Source organism: Nostoc sp. 'Peltigera membranacea cyanobiont' 213 (assembly GCF_002245975.1).
Classification (GTDB): Bacteria; Cyanobacteriota; Cyanobacteriia; order Cyanobacteriales; family Nostocaceae; genus Nostoc.
Map to the genome: position 1 here is coordinate 33782 of NZ_NOLI01000044.1, position 16642 is coordinate 50423.

Consider the following 16642-nt stretch of genomic DNA (forward strand, 5'->3'; position numbering starts at 1 on the left):
AGTTTGAATGGCTTTTGGACCAGCATCACGATTAGGGGTCGCTCTGTTTGAAGATACCGATCCTATCGATCTGTGGCCAAGTCGCTCTAATGAGGAAGTTGAAGCCGTAATTCGAGCAGTTTATAAGCAAGTTCTAGGCAATGCTTATGTAATGGAGAGTGAGCGGCTTTCCGTTCCTGAATCCCAACTCAAAGGGCGTGAAATTAGCCTTCGTGAGTTTGTGCGTCAAGTTGGGAAGTCAGAACTTTACCGTTCGCTGTTTTTTGATAGCACCCCCCGCTATCGGGCAATTGAATTAAATTTCAGACATTTTCTTGGTCGTGCGCCATTGGATCTAGAAGAAACGCGTACACACAGCACGATTCTGGATACAAAAGGCTTTGAAGCTGAGATTGATTCATATCTAGACAGCGACGAATACCAAGAGAACTTTGGGGAAAACATTGTGCCTTATATCAGGGGCTACAAAACCGAAGCTATCCAGAGTTTGGTTCAATTTACCCACTTATTCCAACTAGTACGTGGTTCCTCTAGCAGCAGCCTGAAAGGTGATTTAGCTGGTAAACAACCAAAATTGAACAGTCTGGTAATTCAAAGCACGCCTACCGCCGTGATTTCACCAGCCAGCAAAGGCGCTGCATTCCGTAACCCAGTATCTACGCCTCGCACTCGTCAAGGTGTGGGAGCTAGTGAGGATGGTAAGGTATACCGAGTTGAAGTCACTGGTTATAAGGCAAATGTGGTAAATAACATTTCCAAGTTTCGCCGCAGCAACCAGGTCTTTTTCGTGCCATACAATCAACTTTCACAAGAGTATCAACGGATTCACAAGCAAGGCGGTGTGATTGCCAGTATTACTCCTGTCAACTAAAGAATCTATAAACTGAGCTTGGGAAAAAGGTGAGCATCACCAAGATTGTTTAAAGAAGAGAAATTGGGGATTAGGGATTAGGGATTGGGGAAGAATTTCCGCAGTCCTCAGTCTCCAATCGCTAATATCCGGTGTTGATGGTTCATCAAAAGCGATCGCTCATCTAGGGTTTACTCAATTCTGCCGTCAGTTGTCATATACGAAGATATTTAACGCACTTTAAAAAACTAAAGTTTTACAAATGCTAGTCAGTAGCAAAAATAACTGACAGCTGAGGCAAAAATCTACCTCCATCAGGGGGAGAATGCTCGAAAATTTCATTTAATTCACGTTTTAAGGAGATACTTCCATGTCACTTTGGGCTATTGATTCACCGAATGTTGAACTGCGTCCTAACACCAGCGAAAGCGAACTACAAACACTGATTAGAGCAGTTTACAAACAGGTTTTGGGAAATGCTCACTTGCTAGAAAGCGAGCGCCTAGCCTCTGCGGAATCGCAATTGCGCGATCGCAAAATCAGCGTCCGCGAATTCGTCAACATCGTTGCAAAATCAGAACTCTATCAATCCCTGTTTTTCAGTTCTTCTTCTCAGTATCGGTTTATCGAACTGAACTTTAAACACCTGCTAGGTCGTCCTCCTGCCGATCGAGCAGAAATTTCCGAACACGTCCGTATCTACAACGAACAGGGCTACGATGCTGAAATCGAATCCTATATCGATAGCGAAGAGTATCAGCAGAGTTTCGGCGAGAATATTGTCCCTTATCCTCGCAGCACTAGCTCCCAAGTAGGGATTAAGAATGTTACCTTTAACCGCACCTTTACCTTACTCAGAGGAGTAGCTACCAGCGATAGCGATCGCAAAGCCAAACTGATCGGCGATCTAGGTTCAAACTTACCCACATCGATCAAGGCTCCTGCTGCTGGTTCTAGTGTAAACAGCACCAGTAAGCGCTTCTTGATTAAGGCAGTCAAAGGTTCAGCTAATCTCCGCACTCGTTTGGGCAACCTCGAATATATAGTTAACTACAACCAACTGTCTGGACAAGTGCAAAACATTCACAGAACGGGCGGCAAAATCATCAGCATCACTGAAGTTGCTTAGATTTTCCTAACTACGGGGCTGAAGAAATCCACTTGGTTTAGTGATATTTTGCCCCGGAAGATACCCCAACCCCCCTTTTTAAGGGGGGCTTAATCCCGGATTTCTCACCACACCTCTCAAAGCCCGTGCTTGTGCAGGGGAGCAGGGGAGCAGGGGAGCAGGGGAGAGAACAAAAATACCAAATTCTTTCCCCTCTGCCCCTCTGCCCCTCTGCTCTATCAAACGCCTGAAGCTTGTGAGAAATGCGGGTTAATTCCCTCCTTTTTAAGGAAGGTTAGGCAGGAGCAAGCCTTTGACCGAGGTATTGGAAGGAGGAGAATAATAACTCAAAACTCCCAAATGCAGTTGTGGTCAATGAAGCTAGTATATAAATTGGGAGAATAAATATTAAGCCAAGATATCCCTTAAATTCTAGGCTACTTTTTAAAATCACTTTTCTAATGGAAATTACTGAATTCTTTGAACTTTCAATTGGACGATGGCGATCGCAGCGTAGCGGTCATCATTTAGCATTCGCCCACTTTGAACAAGTACTGTCTGACATTAATATTGAGTCTCTATCCAGCAGCGATCCGGCAGTCCTAGCAATCTGTCAATTGTATGACACTGACCCCGCCAGTATCACTCACCCTTTTCGGATGACTTGGGAGGGCGAGTCAGACTGGGACGATAAACCAATCTCTGGTAGTACCGTGCTGGTGCCAATTCCAGATAGAGAAAATCCTTCTAGAGGGAAACTCCTACGTGACAAAGGATATGCCGAAACAATCCCAGCAGTGGGTGAATATCACTTGAGTGACGATGGTATTTTTACCCTGGTAACAGCTTATGAACTCGCTGCTGCTGAAGAACGAATTTGGTTTGCTACCCCAAATCTGAGGTTTCGGGTAGCGACAATTAAAACCAGTGATGGGAAAGGCGTAACAACAGCTTCCTTTTCTTCAGAGATTCGCTCTTTGTCAAATTCAAGCAGTTAACAAATATTAGGTTAAAACAATAACAAGGATAAAAGCTTCTAAATTTATTTATGGGGATTATTAATTTTGAATTTTGAATTTGGAGTGAAGCGACGTGACGATAGCGCCCACTGAATCTAGCGCCAACGCTAGCGATTTGCTCACCTTAGCCTGTTGGATGGCAGGAGATTTTAGCAACTACAAGCAATCTTTTGCAAATCCGCAACTTTACGCCCACATTCACATTTTTTTCCGTCCTTTACCGATTGAATTTTTTTCTGCCATCGGTTTTTATTCAGAACAAGTCTATGACCACGATTTATGGACACCTTATCGCCAAGGAGTACATAGATTCGTTGATTGTGGCGATCGCATTTATATCGAAAATTACAGCCTGAAAGACCAGATGCTTTATGCAGGTGCTGCTCGTGAATTAGATATCCTCAAAACCATCACCCCAGAGAGCATTGAACGGCGTTATAACTGTTCAATGGTTTTCCAACGAGAGGGTGAAATGTTTCGGGGTAGCGTCGAGGGCAATCAATGTCTGATTAACCGCAATGGATGCCAAACATATCTTGTCAGCGAAGTAGAACTAACCGAGCATACTTGGATAAGTCTAGATAAAGGTATGGATATTGAAACCCACCAACAAATATGGGGATCGACTGCTGGCCCTTTGCAGTTTGAAAAAAGGGAAAGTTTTGCTGATGAATTACTTGCAGTGAAAGCATTATGTTGATTCAGCTTGAATCTGTTAAATATAAAATGTTACCTCCGCTAGCTGAAAAAAAGATGCGTTGCTGGATTCGCAGCCGCCACTTAATTTGTTCGGGTAACTTTTTTATATTCGAGACATTAGAATACACAACGATTGAAAGATTTTCTGAATGTGTTGCTTCTTTAGGAGGAACAGTAATATCCGTTGATTCTGTTAATAAAATTTGGATGGGCGATCATCGCCAAGTAATTTTATATCAGGCAAAAGCTAGTTTACATACCCCTCATCATACTTTGAAACAATACTGGATAAAATACGGTGGTTTCTACACTAGATTTGATGAGCGAGCTTGAAAATTACTTTCCTACGGAAATTCTTCTGACATTTTGAATTTTAAATACTCCCCAAGGGGGTTGACGGCTAATTGTTAATGTTTAATTGCTAATTGTTTACTATAATTAGCTGTTACTTATTAACAGTTAGCCGTCTAAGTTTGTTAGAAAATGTAACTAAAAAAGTCCCCAAAACTTGATAAATTAATCCTGACTGTAAAGGGAATTAAAATTTGTTAGTGCTTATACTGATTACGTCTGAGATTGCTTTAAAACTTGGCACTTAAGACAAGGTAAATTCGACGGCTCATATAGTAACCGCCTAATTAGCTTAAATATTGAAACCTCTAAGAGGTTTTACTACGCAAAACTATTCCTCTCCGAGTTGGAGAGAAACTTGAACATTAGTTCAAGGTAGGGAGAGGTTTGTCAAACTCATGTTAAGCCCTAAGTCTTACCAAGCTTTGTTTTATGCAGTCTCATAAAGAATTGGTATTAGCTTTACTAACCATTAACAAATACTTACCTCCCATTACCTTTAACAATTTAAATTTCTTGCGAACATCCTCAACTCAGCCATTAGTTCCTCCTACCTACATTAACCCCATGCAGACTTTCGTAAACGATCAAACCAGACGAAGCCAATATCAAGCCTTTCGCCAAGCAGAACCCATCGAATTGTGGAGTACTGCTTCACCTGATGACATTGAAATTGTAATTAGGGCAGCTTATCGGCAAGTGTTGGGTAATGCTTACATTATGGAAAGTGAACGGCCGATCGTTCCCGAATCCCAACTCAAGCAAGGTATAATCGATGTCCGTGAGTTTGTGCGTCAGGTTGCCAAATCAGAGTTGTATCGCTCCAGATTTTTTGATAACATTTACCGCTACCGTGCTATTGAACTAAACTTCAAACACTTACTAGGACGCGCTCCCGATGATTATTCTGAGACGATATATCACAGCAATATTCTTGATGAGCAGGGTTTTGAGGCGGATATTGATTCTTATTTAGATAGCGACGAGTATTTAGATGCCTTTGGGGAGAACATAGTGCCATATTACCGGGGCTATAAAACCCAGACGGGCAAAAAGATATTGGAATTTAGCAATATGCTGCAACTGCTGCGGAGCAATTCTAGTAGCGATAAGAACCTAGTAACCAATAATAAACCTCAACTGGTGCGATCGCTAATTAACAACACTCCTTACGGTAAACAGAAACCCACGGATGTGAGTGCAATACTTGCTGAAATATTCAAGCCAAAACCAGAAACTGCTGCTCCAGTTAATCCGTTTATTGCAGCTCGTACAGAAGCTGAACAAGGCTTGCGGCAAAAGATTCAAGAGCAAGAAAGCCAGATTGCAACTTTGCAACAACAACTAGCAGACTTAAGACCCTTTGCCAACATCGGTACAACAAAATTCAGTAGTAGTTGGCAGTCTTCCAGTTACGTAACCAGCACAGGTGAATATACATCTTTACAACAACAAGCTGACGCGCAAGCAAAACAGATTGCAGCTTTGCAAGAGCAAGTTGCTGATGCCCGACGTTCTGCGACAATTGGGGAAGCCCGATTGAATAAGTGGCGCAGTCGCGTTTTTAATGGTTAATTTCTTTACGAATCGCACCCCCGAATAGAGTTCGGGGGAGTATGTCAATCTTCTCTCAAGCATAAAATCTAAAACTAATTTCTAAAACTGGATTAAATACTACTTTTCACCAATAAAATTGGTATGCTATTTTTGCTAGACAATGCTCTGTCTATTAGAAATTGGGGCTTTTGAGCGATAATCGCCGACTAAAAAGCAACCATCTGCAAAAATAATTTGCGCTTGGCAAGTAAATTGGCAATTTCTGTGATAGTCTTTTTATATGGGGAATCAAGACAGCGAAAGCACAAAAAGTCGTCAAAGAGAAATGATATAAACTCAAAGACCACACTTTCGCCTTGGCAGATGCAATGTTTAAATCCGCTACGGCTTTTTGAAACTAAGAGACAAAGCCAATGAAGCAGGATAGCGACCTCCGTAATAACTTGAAGTCAATTAGAACTCGCTTAGGCATGAGCCAACAAGATTTGGCTAACATCGCTAGTGTGACTCGTCAGACTATTAGTGGTGTAGAGTCGGGACTATATGCTCCCTCAGTTGCCACAACTCTTCGCTTGGCCAAAGCGCTTGGCTGTCAAGTTGAGGATCTATTCTGGTTAGAGCGGGATTTACCTGAAATTGAAGCCGTTCTTACCAAACCTGTTCCTAATGGTCAGCAATTACGAGTTAGCATGGCTCGTGTGGGCGGACAATGGATAGCTTATCCCTTGATTGGTAAGGATGCTTTTCGCCAAGATATGATTCCGGCTGATGGTGAGACAGTTGCGGTGGACGGGTTCCCCGGCATAAGCAAACTGTCGAACCCGAAGGGTGAAAGCACTAGCCAAACGGGTACAAATAAAGTTCGAGTCAGGTTACTAGATGATAATCTCGACACACTTCACAACACAGTTGTGATTGCTGGTTGTGCCCCAGTGATTTCACTATGGGCAAGAGCCACCGAACGCTGGCATCCCCAACTGCGAGTTCAATATAACTTCGCCAATAGCATGGCTGCATTGCACAGTCTATGCAGAGGTGAGGCGCACATCGCTGGGATGCATCTGTACGATCCTGAGACTGGTGAGTATAATACTCCCTTTGTTCGAGATGTTCTGGCTGGGAGGGAAGCAGTTCTGATTACCCTTGGTGTCTGGGAAGAAGGACTTTTGTTTAAGTCTGGCAACCCGATGGGAATTAGAACAGTTAGTGACTTAGTAGCTGGGGGAGCGACTATTGTCAACCGCGAAATCGGTTCTGGTAGTCGGATGCTTTTGGAACAAACACTCCAAAAAGAGCAGATACCGTTCGATGCTGTTCAGGGCTTTGACAATATACTCAAAAGTCACCAAGATGTTGCCCAAGCTGTAGTAGGAGGAATTGCTGATGCTGGTATGAGTACGGCATCTGTAGCTACTGCCTTTGGGCTGGGATTTATCCCTTTACATCAGTCACGATATGATTTGGTGATTCTCAAAGAATATCTCGAAGTTGCACCTGTACAGCAATTGCTGAGTACTTTGGGACATCGGATGGTTCACTCCCAATTTGAAATTCTCGGCGGTTACGATATCAGCAAAATCGGGGAAGTTGTAGCGACTGTTTAGAGTGGATTGCAATAGTTGGTTGTGTGCTTTAGGGAAAACTTGGCGTAAATTTCAATCCTGCTGCAACCACTCTTGAGGTATGAGCAACCTTCAGGAGATTACAACTAATTCGTAATTCGTAATTCGTAATTCGTAATTAAGGAATTCGGATTGAATTTGGGTTTCCAGTTTGGAATCTGTAGCTTTTTCTCAATTGGTATTACTACCGCCAGAGAAATCATTTGAGTGAGGGTCTGGTAATACTTGCAATATTCTTTGAGTGATGTCTTATCGCTCTAGCCATTAGTCAGAAAAAACAATGACTAATGGTCAACGAAAACTGACCACAACTTGAATATGTTCTTTCTTCGGACTCTTTTTGCTGTAGAGCGAGCGCCTCCAACGACGTTCTACAGATGGTCGCTGCTGTAATTTTACAGTGCGAGTACCTCCGGTAGGCACAAAGTGCCAACGCCTCACAAACCGACAGACTCAGCAAACAAACAATCACAGGATAAATCATCATGTCAGACGGAAAAATTAGACAAATTGCTTTCTACGGTAAAGGTGGTATCGGTAAATCTACTACCTCCCAAAATACCCTCGCCTCTATGGCAGAAAAGGGTCAACGCATCTTGATTGTAGGTTGCGACCCCAAAGCTGACTCTACCCGATTGATTCTGCACTGTAAAGCCCAAACCACCGTGTTGCACTTAGCTGCTGAACGGGGCGCTGTGGAAGATATCGAACTCGAAGAAGTGGTAATCACTGGCTTCCGAAATATCAGATGCGTAGAATCAGGTGGGCCAGAACCTGGTGTAGGTTGCGCCGGTCGCGGTATCATCACTGCTATTAACTTCCTCGAAGAAAACGGCGCTTACTCAGATGTAGATTTCGTATCCTACGACGTACTGGGCGACGTTGTGTGCGGTGGTTTTGCCATGCCAATTCGTGAAGGTAAAGCCCAAGAAATCTACATCGTTACCTCTGGTGAAATGATGGCGATGTTTGCTGCCAACAACATTGCTCGTGGCGTTCTCAAATATGCTCACACTGGTGGTGTGCGTTTGGGTGGGCTGATTTGTAACAGCCGTCAAACTGACCGGGAAGATGAACTGATTAGCACCCTGGCAGCTAGATTGAATACCCACATGATTCACTTCGTCCCCCGTGACAATATCGTGCAACACGCCGAATTACGCCGGATGACAGTGAACGAGTATGCACCTGATAGCAAGCAAGCTAATGAATACCGCACATTAGCGGACAAGATTATCGGCAATACAAACCTTACAGTTCCTACACCCATCGAGATGGATGAGCTAGAAGATTTGTTGATTGAGTTCGGCATCCTTGAAAGTGAAGAAAATGCTGCAAAAATGATTAGCCAAGCAGATGCTGCTAAAAAGCTAGAAGACACTCAAGGTGAAGCACTAGAAGCAGTGAAAAAAGGAAACGTAGAAATAGTTTCTGGTAGCTAGAACAAGTAAAGTTTTTGTTCAGACTCCGGTGCTAAATACAGAGTAAATATTAGGTGGGCTATTTCCGCCCACCTTCTCACCAATCATTTAAAATGGAGGTAGTCGAATAGCTAATCTTAATTCTGTGCGTTTTATCTTCACCGTGTTAACACTAATCAACGAATGCGTACATGGCAACATTAATACTTTAATAGTCTAGTTAATGTTTTTGTTTCTCCTTCTCTAACCTAGATGATGTTTATGTTGTAGGGGATGGGAAATTCCCTTTCTCATTCCCTTTTATTCCATCTTTAGATACACGGTGAATAAATTAAAATCCTCCTCAGCCTTTGGGAATTCAGTGAATACCTAACAAGTTCTACCTATTGTCACCAAACAAATGAATCCCACCCCAGGAAAAACCAACGATTCACTCAGTGACTCAAATCCCGAAGATGCTCGTCAGCAGCAGATACCGCATAAAAAAAAGTCCTCCACACAATTACCCCAACCTGGAACTACTCAAGGAAGTTGTGCTTTTGATAGTGCAATGATGACTCTAGTACCAATTACCGATGCTGCTCATGTAGTTCACGGGCCAAGTGGCTGTGCTGCCAGTATTTGGGGAAGTTACAGCAGTCTCTCCTCTGGTTCGATGCTGTATAAAATACGTTTTAGCAGCGACATTGATGAGAACGATATCATCTTCGGTGGAGCCAAAAAGCTATACAAAGGCATTTTAGAATTACAAAGACGCTACAAACCTACGGCGGTATTTGTTTACTCTACTTGCATCACCGCTTTGATTGGAGATGACATTGAGGGAGTTTGCAAAGATGCTACCGAGAAAACAGGAATACCCACTATCCCAGTACATTGCCCTGGATTCATTGGGAACCAAAATTTGGGCAACCGCGTTGCTGGTGAAGCAATGCTTTCACACGTTATTGGAACTGCTGAACCAGATACTATTACACCTGATGACATCAACTTAATTGGTGAACACAATATTGCAGGTGCAATATGGAATGTTCTACCGTTATTGGAGAAATTAGGTATTAGAGTTTTAGCAAAAATTACAGGAGATGCTATCTACAAAGAAGTTTGCTATGCCCATCGCGCCAAGCTTAACGTGCTGCTCTCTTCCAAAGCACTAATTAACATGGCAAAAAGTATGGAGAAAAAATATGGCATTCCCTATATTGAAGAGTCTATATATGGTGTAGAGTCAATCAATCAATGTTTAAGGAATATTGCTGCAAAGTTAGGTAATTCTGATTTGCAGGAACGTACAGAAAAACTAATTGCAGAAGAAACTGCTGCAATAGATGAAAAACTCGTTCTGTATATTACCCGATTACAAGGTAAGCGCGTTATCCTTTCTATTGGAAGTTTCAAGAGTTGGTTGATTATCTTTGCGGCTAAAAAATTAGGGATGGAAGTTATTGCTATTCTTACTAAGAATAATACTGAGGAAGATAGAATTAGAGTCAAAAGTTTGCTGGGTCAAGATGGCATAATTCTAGAACAAGATACTCCTCAAGAGATCCTACAGATAATTAACTCTAATCTTGCTGATATGTTAATTGCTGATAAATGTTATCAAGATACTTCTCTCACAGCTAGGATTCCATTCCTAGATATTAATCAAGAACGCAACCATCCTTATGCAGGGTATATAGGAATTTTAGAAGTAGCACGAGAGTTGTATGCCGCTTTTTACAATCCTGTGTGGGAACAAGTATACCAGCCAGCCCCGTGGGAAGAGGGTAGAGAAGCAGGGGAAGCAGGGGGAGCAGAAAATTCTTCAGAGGAGGAAATTTGATGGCGATTATTAGCGTTACGAGTACATCAGTTGCAGTTAATCCCCTGAAGCAAAGCCAAACTTTAGGTGCAGTTTTAGCCTTTTTGGGGTTGAAGGGAATCATGCCTTTATTACACGGTTCTCAAGGCTGTACTGCTTTGACTAAGGCGGTATTAGTACAGCATTTCCGTCAGGCGATTCCCCTTTCCAGTACGGCGATGACAGAAGTTGCAACCATTTTGGGTGGCGAGGAAAGAGTTGAACAAGCAATCTTGACTTTGGTGCAAAGATCCAAACCAGAAATTATCGGTCTTTGTAGCACTGGACTGGTGGAAACCAGAGGTGATGATATGGGGCGCTTTGTTAAGGAGATTCGCCACCGTCACCCAGAACTAGATTATTTACCAATTGTGCTTGTCTCTACACCGGATTTCAAAGGTACATTACAGGATGGCTTTGCTGGTGCAGTTGAGAGTATAGTCAGGGAAATTCCCCAAAAAAGCTCTAAGCAAGACGCTTGTGCCACACAAATCACTATTTTGGCGAGTTCTGCTTTCACACCAGGGGATGTACAGGAAATCAAAGAGATTGTCACCTCTTTTGGACTTGTACCTATTGTTGTACCCGATCTTTCTGGCGTACTAGATGGTTCTATAGAAGATTCCTCTAGTGCCATTACAGCGAATGGCACAAATGCAGCCCAATTACGCTCAATTGGCACTTCTGTATTCACTTTGGCATTAGGCGAAAGTATGCGGGGTGCAGCGCAAATTTTGGGGCAGAGATTCAATATACCCTATGAGGTATTTGGTGAACTAACAGGCTTAGTGGCAGTAGATAAATTCCTGCAAGCTTTGTCAGATATCAGTGGTGTCAGCGTGCCAGAGAAATACCGCCGTCAACGCCGTCAGTTACAATATATGATGTTGGAGAATCACTTTTACTTTGGTTGCAAGCGAGTTGCTTTGGCACTGGAACCAGATTTACTTTGGTCAACAGTTTCTTTTTTGCGATCGCTAGGAGTTGAGATTCACTCAGCAGTGACAACAACACGCTTTCCTCTGCTAGAGAAACTTCCGATTAAGAGCATCACTATCGGCGATTTAGAAGACTTTGAGCAACTGGCGGTTGGATCTGATTTGCTAATTACCAACTCTCATGGAGTTGCGATCGCTCAACGCTTACAAATTCCTCTCTACCGTCAAGGGATTCCCATTTTTGACCGTTTAGATTGCAGTCAGTTTACCAAGGTTGGCTACCGAGGTACTACACAGCTTTTATTTGATATTGGCAACCTGTTTTTAGAGCAGGAAACAAAGGTTAAACATTAAACAGAGCTAACTCTAACTATTCATTACAGTATTACCAGTAATATTGGTAATATGTAGCGCCAGATACAATCTTGTCCATTAACTTTAGCTTTGATAGTTACTATCAAGCCCTGTACTCCATCAAGAGTATACCAACCAATGCCAGTAACTAGGCACTAGCTTCTGCATTGACTCAAATTAAGTCTTTTACTGTCCATGAATCCAGCACAGCTAAAAAAAACAACTGCCAAAGCGAGTTGTGTGACAAGAAAACTTCGCCGCCGTTTTGACGTTACACAATCTGTCATTACACCATCTTTGCTCACCTGGTTCGAGGTTATTGGCTACACAGTTTTGCTAGAATCTGACATTGCTTTAGGTAAGCACCAGATAGGGCGGAGTAGTTATAGTGATGTGGTTTTGTATCAGCGCCTTCATAGGGCTTTGCAGAAAATTAACCCGAAAAAACCGAATGAAGCGATCGCCGCAGCTATCCATCAGGTTACTTGTATACAGAGTTCCGACTTACTGGAAAATAACCTTCGCTTTCACAAATTCTTGACTGATGGTGTGGAAGTTGAATACCTGAATGACGAAGAAATAATTTATGACAAAGTGTGGCTCATTGATAGGTCTAATCTACTGAATAATGATTGGCTAGCTATTCATCCCTTGACTGTTGTTGAGGGGAATCATGTTCACTGTCCTGATGTAGTTGTCTTTATCAACGGTTTACCTTTGGCAATTATTGTCTCGAACCATCCAAGCAACGAACGAGCTATATTCCAAGCAGGTTATCGGCAAATGCAATCTTACTTTCAACAGATACCGAAGCTGTTTTCTTACAATACACTCCTAGTTATTACTTGCCAAAATCGGGCACGAGTTGGTACCTTAACCTCCGACTGGCAGGAGTTTTTACCTTGGTACACAATCGATGGTGAGGATTTTCCTCCCAAAGGTGCAACAGAACTAGAAGTGCTGATTCAAGGAATTTTTGACAAACGGCGTTTCCTAGAGCAAGTATTGCACTTGATAGTGTTTGAGAAAAACGGAACCAGCATTAGTAAAAAATTACTTCGCCGACCTTTTTGCACGACAAAGCAACACAAAAAATCTTCGTGCCAAGGCTTGTAAATGCTGAGTTATCAGTGATTAGTAGAAAAACTAACTCACAATTATAAATTTCCCTTTCCTAATTACTTGTTATGAATAAATCCCCACTCCCCGCAGATGATTTACCTCCAACTGGAGCAACTATACTTAACGAGTTGTTCTACAGACAGCTAGAAGAAGCTACTTGCAGGCGATTTTATCAAGCCTGCGGCCCACTCATGCGAGTTTTACTATCAAATTGTCACTGGTATTTCAAGATAAATACTAGTCCTTTGATGTTAATCATTATTTGCTATGACATAGAAAGTTATCTGCATATCGTCGATGCTATTCCCCATTTGATCAAACAGTTGAAGCAGTTTTCTAACAAATCCAAAATTAACCTTTTTCCACCGGATAATAAAGGAGAATCTTGGGAAATAGAGATTGAAGAAACATTAGGTGATGCAGGTTAGTCAAGCATGTAAATAAGACTCTTACTCGGAAATTATTGAGTCTAAAATTTAAGGACTGTTTGAATGCTAGAGTCAAAAATCACACATGATTGAATGAATATTTGCACTAGCTAGCGCACCACGACAATACGCCATTTTCTGTCATTTTTCATTAGTAAGGATTTCAAGCCTATTTACATTTCGTAAGATAGTTTGATTTATTTCTACCGACTTATTTCGTGGGAAAACTCTTTATTAAAGTTCAGACTGCAACAATTAGAGAAGTTCAACCGTTGCAGAATCTGATGCTATCTACTGCGATACTTGATGATATCTACGCAATTTCCATGCTGTGAGAGAAGATAAGCCAATTAACAAGAAACCAGAGATTGATGGTTCTGGGACTTTAGTAATTACCAGCGAAAGATTATCTGCGTAAGCGTCGTTTACTCGTCCTCTTGCATAATTGGCGTTCAGCAGTACATTAATTTGACGTGTACCCACAGGTACAGAGCCATCAGCTGACTGCAAAAATAAGCCTGTGGTGTTGTTTCTTTGCGCGGCAGTTGGTGAAGTAATACTTGCTATGCCTAGAGACTGGTTAGCTCGATCGAGGAAAGTAATGTTTAGTGCTGCACTATCTTCATCAGTCCTATATCCCCCCAACCAGCCGTTTAAGTTAAACGTACCTTCACCTGCATCAATAGTTGAAGCCAGATTAGATATATCGATTAATTGCGAAGCACTGGAAGAGGCTCGATCTGCGCCGCCAAAAAACAGATTTTGACCGCGATCGCTTGGCCCTGGAACATCAGTACCAGGAACAGTAACATTCACTACATTACCTAATGGGTTGGTAAAACTAAAACCTGTTGCTCCGTACTTTAATACACTGAAACTACCCGTCGGAGTCCAGCCAGGGATAGTAGGTATATCAGCCCCAACAGCGTTACCAATTGGATCTCCTTGCCCAAGTTCTGCATCACCATTGACTATCAAATTAGTACCAAAGGTGGCAGCATAGATAGGGTTAGAAAGCAATAAACTAAATGTAAGTCCTGCTATCAAGGTTGTACTAATCTTGGCCATTACTTGAGGAAAGAAAGGAAATATAGTTTGTTTATTCATAGTTTGTTTTCTCCTTGGATTTACTAACAGCTTGTTTCAAACTCGTTTTTGGCAAGCTAAAACACATATTTATTGCATAGTTACTTATGATGTTTGTTGAGTGTTAACACTCAACAGCCAACAGAACTATATAGCGGTTCTCAGTTGAGTGAGGTACAAGAACCCCACCCCCAATCCCCTCATCGCTTGCGGGGAGGGGACTATGATGTACCTCATGTGATTAGGAAACGCTATATATATTTGTCAATTAATGTGGAGCAGCTTAACTAATGCTTAAACAGTCCTCCATCTGAGCGTTTAAACTTTATGAATTACTCATCAGTATTTATGACATATCTTTTTATACGTACTTGTATTTTTGAATAAAGATATAATACCAACTTGGTTGGAAAAAATCAATTCAACTACGTAATTGAACACTGACTTTATCAAAACTTTAAGTAAAAAGTTTTGTTATCTTGATGAAATTACGCACATGAGAAGACTTCAGGAGTAACTACGACTGTAGTGCTTTTGCGATACCTAGAGCGAGGGAAGCGATCGCCTTTCCATTCTCAATGACAAACTGGAAGCATAGATGTGTGATAGTTTTTTGGAGTAAGGCCGCCAGGAACCGGTCAAATAGTTCTTAGATCCCACCACATCAAGACAAACGCATTTTGTTTACTAATAAAAACTAATAAGAAGTAGTGGCAAGGTATTATTCGCAAATATTACTAATAACCACACCTTTACAGACGGACACTACTACCATCATCAAGATGAAAATCTCTTAACCTTTCGTTACAATAAAAACATCGAGCAGGACAAAAACAAACCTCTCGAAGCTGAAATCAAAGGTAAACGACATGAATGGCACAATTCGCGTTGGTAATCTCTTCGGAATTCCCTTCTATATCCATCCGTCATGGTTTTTAGTTCTGGGTTTAGTAACTTGGAGCTATAGCAGTGGACTGGCGGCACAATTTCCCCAATTGTCTGCGGGGTTAGCTTTGCTACTAGGATTGATGACAGCGCTGATGTTATTTGCCTCTGTCGTCGCCCATGAATTAGGCCACAGTTTCGTTGCAATTCGTCAGGGTATTGATGTCAAATCCATCACACTGTTTATATTTGGCGGTTTGGCTAGCTTAGAAAAAGAGTCAAAAACCCCTGGTGAGGCTTTCTGGGTAGCGATCGCTGGCCCAATGGTAAGCTTACTACTATGTGGTATCGTTACAGCTATTGGCGTTACTACTACTGCATCAGGCCCGTTAGCAGCAATACTTGGTGTTCTCGCTTCTGTTAACTTAGCATTAGCCCTATTTAACCTGATTCCTGGCTTACCCTTAGATGGCGGAAATATACTGAAAGCTATTGTTTGGAAAATTACAGGAAATCCTTATAAAGGTGTAACCTTTGCGAGTCGAGTTGGGCAAATCTTTGGTTGGGTAGCAATTCTTTCCGGTATAGTTCCCCTACTATTCTTTGGCAGCTTCGGTAACTTCTGGAACTTGTTAGTTGGCTTCTTCTTGTTGCAAAATGCTGGTAATGCGGCTCAATTTGCCAGAGTGCAAGAAAAACTTACAGGTTTGACTGCTGAAGATGCTGTAACTATTGATAGCCCGATTGTATCTGCTAATCTTAGCCTGAGAGAGTTTGCCGATGAGCGAGTCATAAGTGGGCAAAACTGGCATCGGTTCTTAGTGACTGATGATGATGGACAATTAGTAGGTGCGATACCTTCGGTGGGCTTCGCCTACGCAGTTGATAATTTACAAAGCATTCCAACAGCACTGTGGTCAGAAACTCAAGTCAAAGAAGTCATGCGACCAATTACTGAATCTACCACAGTCCAATCCGATCAACCTCTGCTGGAAGTAATGCAGTTACTCGAACAACAAAAGCTATCTGTGCTTCCCGTGATTCGTAAGAATGGCGTTCTAGTTGGAATCTTAGAAAAAGCTGCAATTATCCAACTACTGCAAAGCCGAACTCAACCGAACCCTGCATAGATCAATAATTTGTAATTCTAGTTTCGACTCCACTCAGGTTAAGAGGAAAGGGATGATAAAAACCCTTTCCTTTTTCCGTACTTTGGAAGTATAGGACTAGTATTTGATTTTTGAAATCTTAGGTAGGGTGCGTTAGCAGGGAGAGTACGGCACCATCCCAAGCTGATGGTGCGTTACGACGTTCCGTCTAACACACCCTACAAATACTTATATTTTTTCAAAAATCAAA

Annotated in this window: 15 protein-coding genes; 14 read left to right on the forward strand and 1 reads right to left on the reverse strand. The window is 42.0% G+C overall.

Annotation, left to right across the window (positions count from 1 at the left end; translation table 11 throughout):
• Window positions 1-7: 7 nt before the first annotated feature.
• The 12 genes from CDG77_RS14545 (at window position 8) to CDG77_RS14600 (ending at window position 13312) form a co-directional block, all read left to right on the forward strand.
• A complete protein-coding gene (locus CDG77_RS14545; RefSeq protein WP_094330071.1) occupies window positions 8-871 on the forward strand; it encodes a phycobilisome linker polypeptide in 864 nt (287 codons plus the stop codon).
• Between the two features lie 349 nt (window positions 872-1220).
• On the forward strand, window positions 1221-1979 hold the full coding sequence (locus CDG77_RS14550) for a phycobilisome rod-core linker polypeptide (protein WP_094330072.1): 759 nt from the start codon (window positions 1221-1223) through the stop codon (window positions 1977-1979).
• Window positions 1980-2419: 440 nt separating this feature from the next.
• Window positions 2420-2956, forward strand: a complete 537-nt coding sequence (locus CDG77_RS14555; protein ID WP_094330073.1) for a phycobiliprotein lyase — start codon at window positions 2420-2422, stop codon at window positions 2954-2956.
• Window positions 2957-3050: 94 nt separating this feature from the next.
• Window positions 3051-3677 carry a chromophore lyase CpcT/CpeT gene (locus CDG77_RS14560; protein ID WP_094330074.1) on the forward strand — a complete coding sequence of 209 codons (627 nt, stop codon included), beginning with the start codon at window positions 3051-3053 and terminating at the stop codon, window positions 3675-3677.
• Window positions 3671-4009 carry a CpeR family transcriptional regulator gene (locus CDG77_RS14565; protein WP_094330075.1) on the forward strand — a complete coding sequence of 113 codons (339 nt, stop codon included), beginning with the start codon at window positions 3671-3673 and terminating at the stop codon, window positions 4007-4009. The genes CDG77_RS14560 and CDG77_RS14565 overlap by 7 nt, the downstream gene beginning before the upstream one ends.
• A gap of 450 nt (window positions 4010-4459) precedes the next feature.
• A complete protein-coding gene (locus CDG77_RS14570) occupies window positions 4460-5602 on the forward strand; it encodes a phycobilisome rod-core linker polypeptide (RefSeq protein WP_223269812.1) in 1143 nt (380 codons plus the stop codon).
• Between the two features lie 395 nt (window positions 5603-5997).
• Window positions 5998-7188 carry a substrate-binding domain-containing protein gene (locus tag CDG77_RS14575; RefSeq protein ID WP_094330076.1) on the forward strand — a complete coding sequence of 397 codons (1191 nt, stop codon included), beginning with the start codon at window positions 5998-6000 and terminating at the stop codon, window positions 7186-7188.
• 503 nt (window positions 7189-7691) lie between these two features.
• Entirely contained in the window at window positions 7692-8648 is a 957-nt protein-coding gene (nifH, locus tag CDG77_RS14580) for a nitrogenase iron protein (protein WP_094330077.1), read from the forward strand.
• Between the two features lie 379 nt (window positions 8649-9027).
• Window positions 9028-10452 carry a nitrogenase iron-molybdenum cofactor biosynthesis protein NifE gene (gene nifE, locus CDG77_RS14585; protein ID WP_094330078.1) on the forward strand — a complete coding sequence of 475 codons (1425 nt, stop codon included), beginning with the start codon at window positions 9028-9030 and terminating at the stop codon, window positions 10450-10452.
• Window positions 10452-11762 carry a nitrogenase iron-molybdenum cofactor biosynthesis protein NifN gene (gene nifN, locus CDG77_RS14590; protein WP_094330079.1) on the forward strand — a complete coding sequence of 437 codons (1311 nt, stop codon included), beginning with the start codon at window positions 10452-10454 and terminating at the stop codon, window positions 11760-11762. The genes nifE and nifN overlap by 1 nt, the downstream gene beginning before the upstream one ends.
• Window positions 11763-12002: 240 nt before the next feature.
• On the forward strand, window positions 12003-12878 hold the full coding sequence (locus CDG77_RS14595) for a type I restriction endonuclease (protein ID WP_181154460.1): 876 nt from the start codon (window positions 12003-12005) through the stop codon (window positions 12876-12878).
• Window positions 12879-12949: 71 nt separating this feature from the next.
• Entirely contained in the window at window positions 12950-13312 is a 363-nt protein-coding gene (locus CDG77_RS14600; protein WP_094330081.1) for a hypothetical protein, read from the forward strand.
• 291 nt (window positions 13313-13603) lie between these two features.
• On the opposite strand, the gene CDG77_RS14605 is transcribed toward CDG77_RS14600, so the two are convergent.
• Window positions 13604-14419, reverse strand: coding sequence for a PEP-CTERM sorting domain-containing protein (locus tag CDG77_RS14605; RefSeq protein ID WP_223269813.1), 816 nt, complete (start codon window positions 14417-14419; stop codon window positions 13604-13606).
• Between the two features lie 96 nt (window positions 14420-14515).
• On the opposite strand from CDG77_RS14605, the gene CDG77_RS36520 reads away from it, so the two are divergent.
• Both CDG77_RS36520 and CDG77_RS14610 read left to right on the forward strand, forming a co-directional pair.
• The gene (locus CDG77_RS36520; protein ID WP_190233981.1) at window positions 14516-14689 is read left to right on the forward strand and encodes a hypothetical protein; all 174 of its coding nucleotides are present in this window, start codon (window positions 14516-14518) and stop codon (window positions 14687-14689) included.
• A 578-nt stretch (window positions 14690-15267) separates the two neighbouring features.
• Entirely contained in the window at window positions 15268-16413 is a 1146-nt protein-coding gene (locus CDG77_RS14610) for a site-2 protease family protein (RefSeq protein WP_094330082.1), read from the forward strand.
• The last annotated feature ends 229 nt before the right edge of the window (window positions 16414-16642 follow it).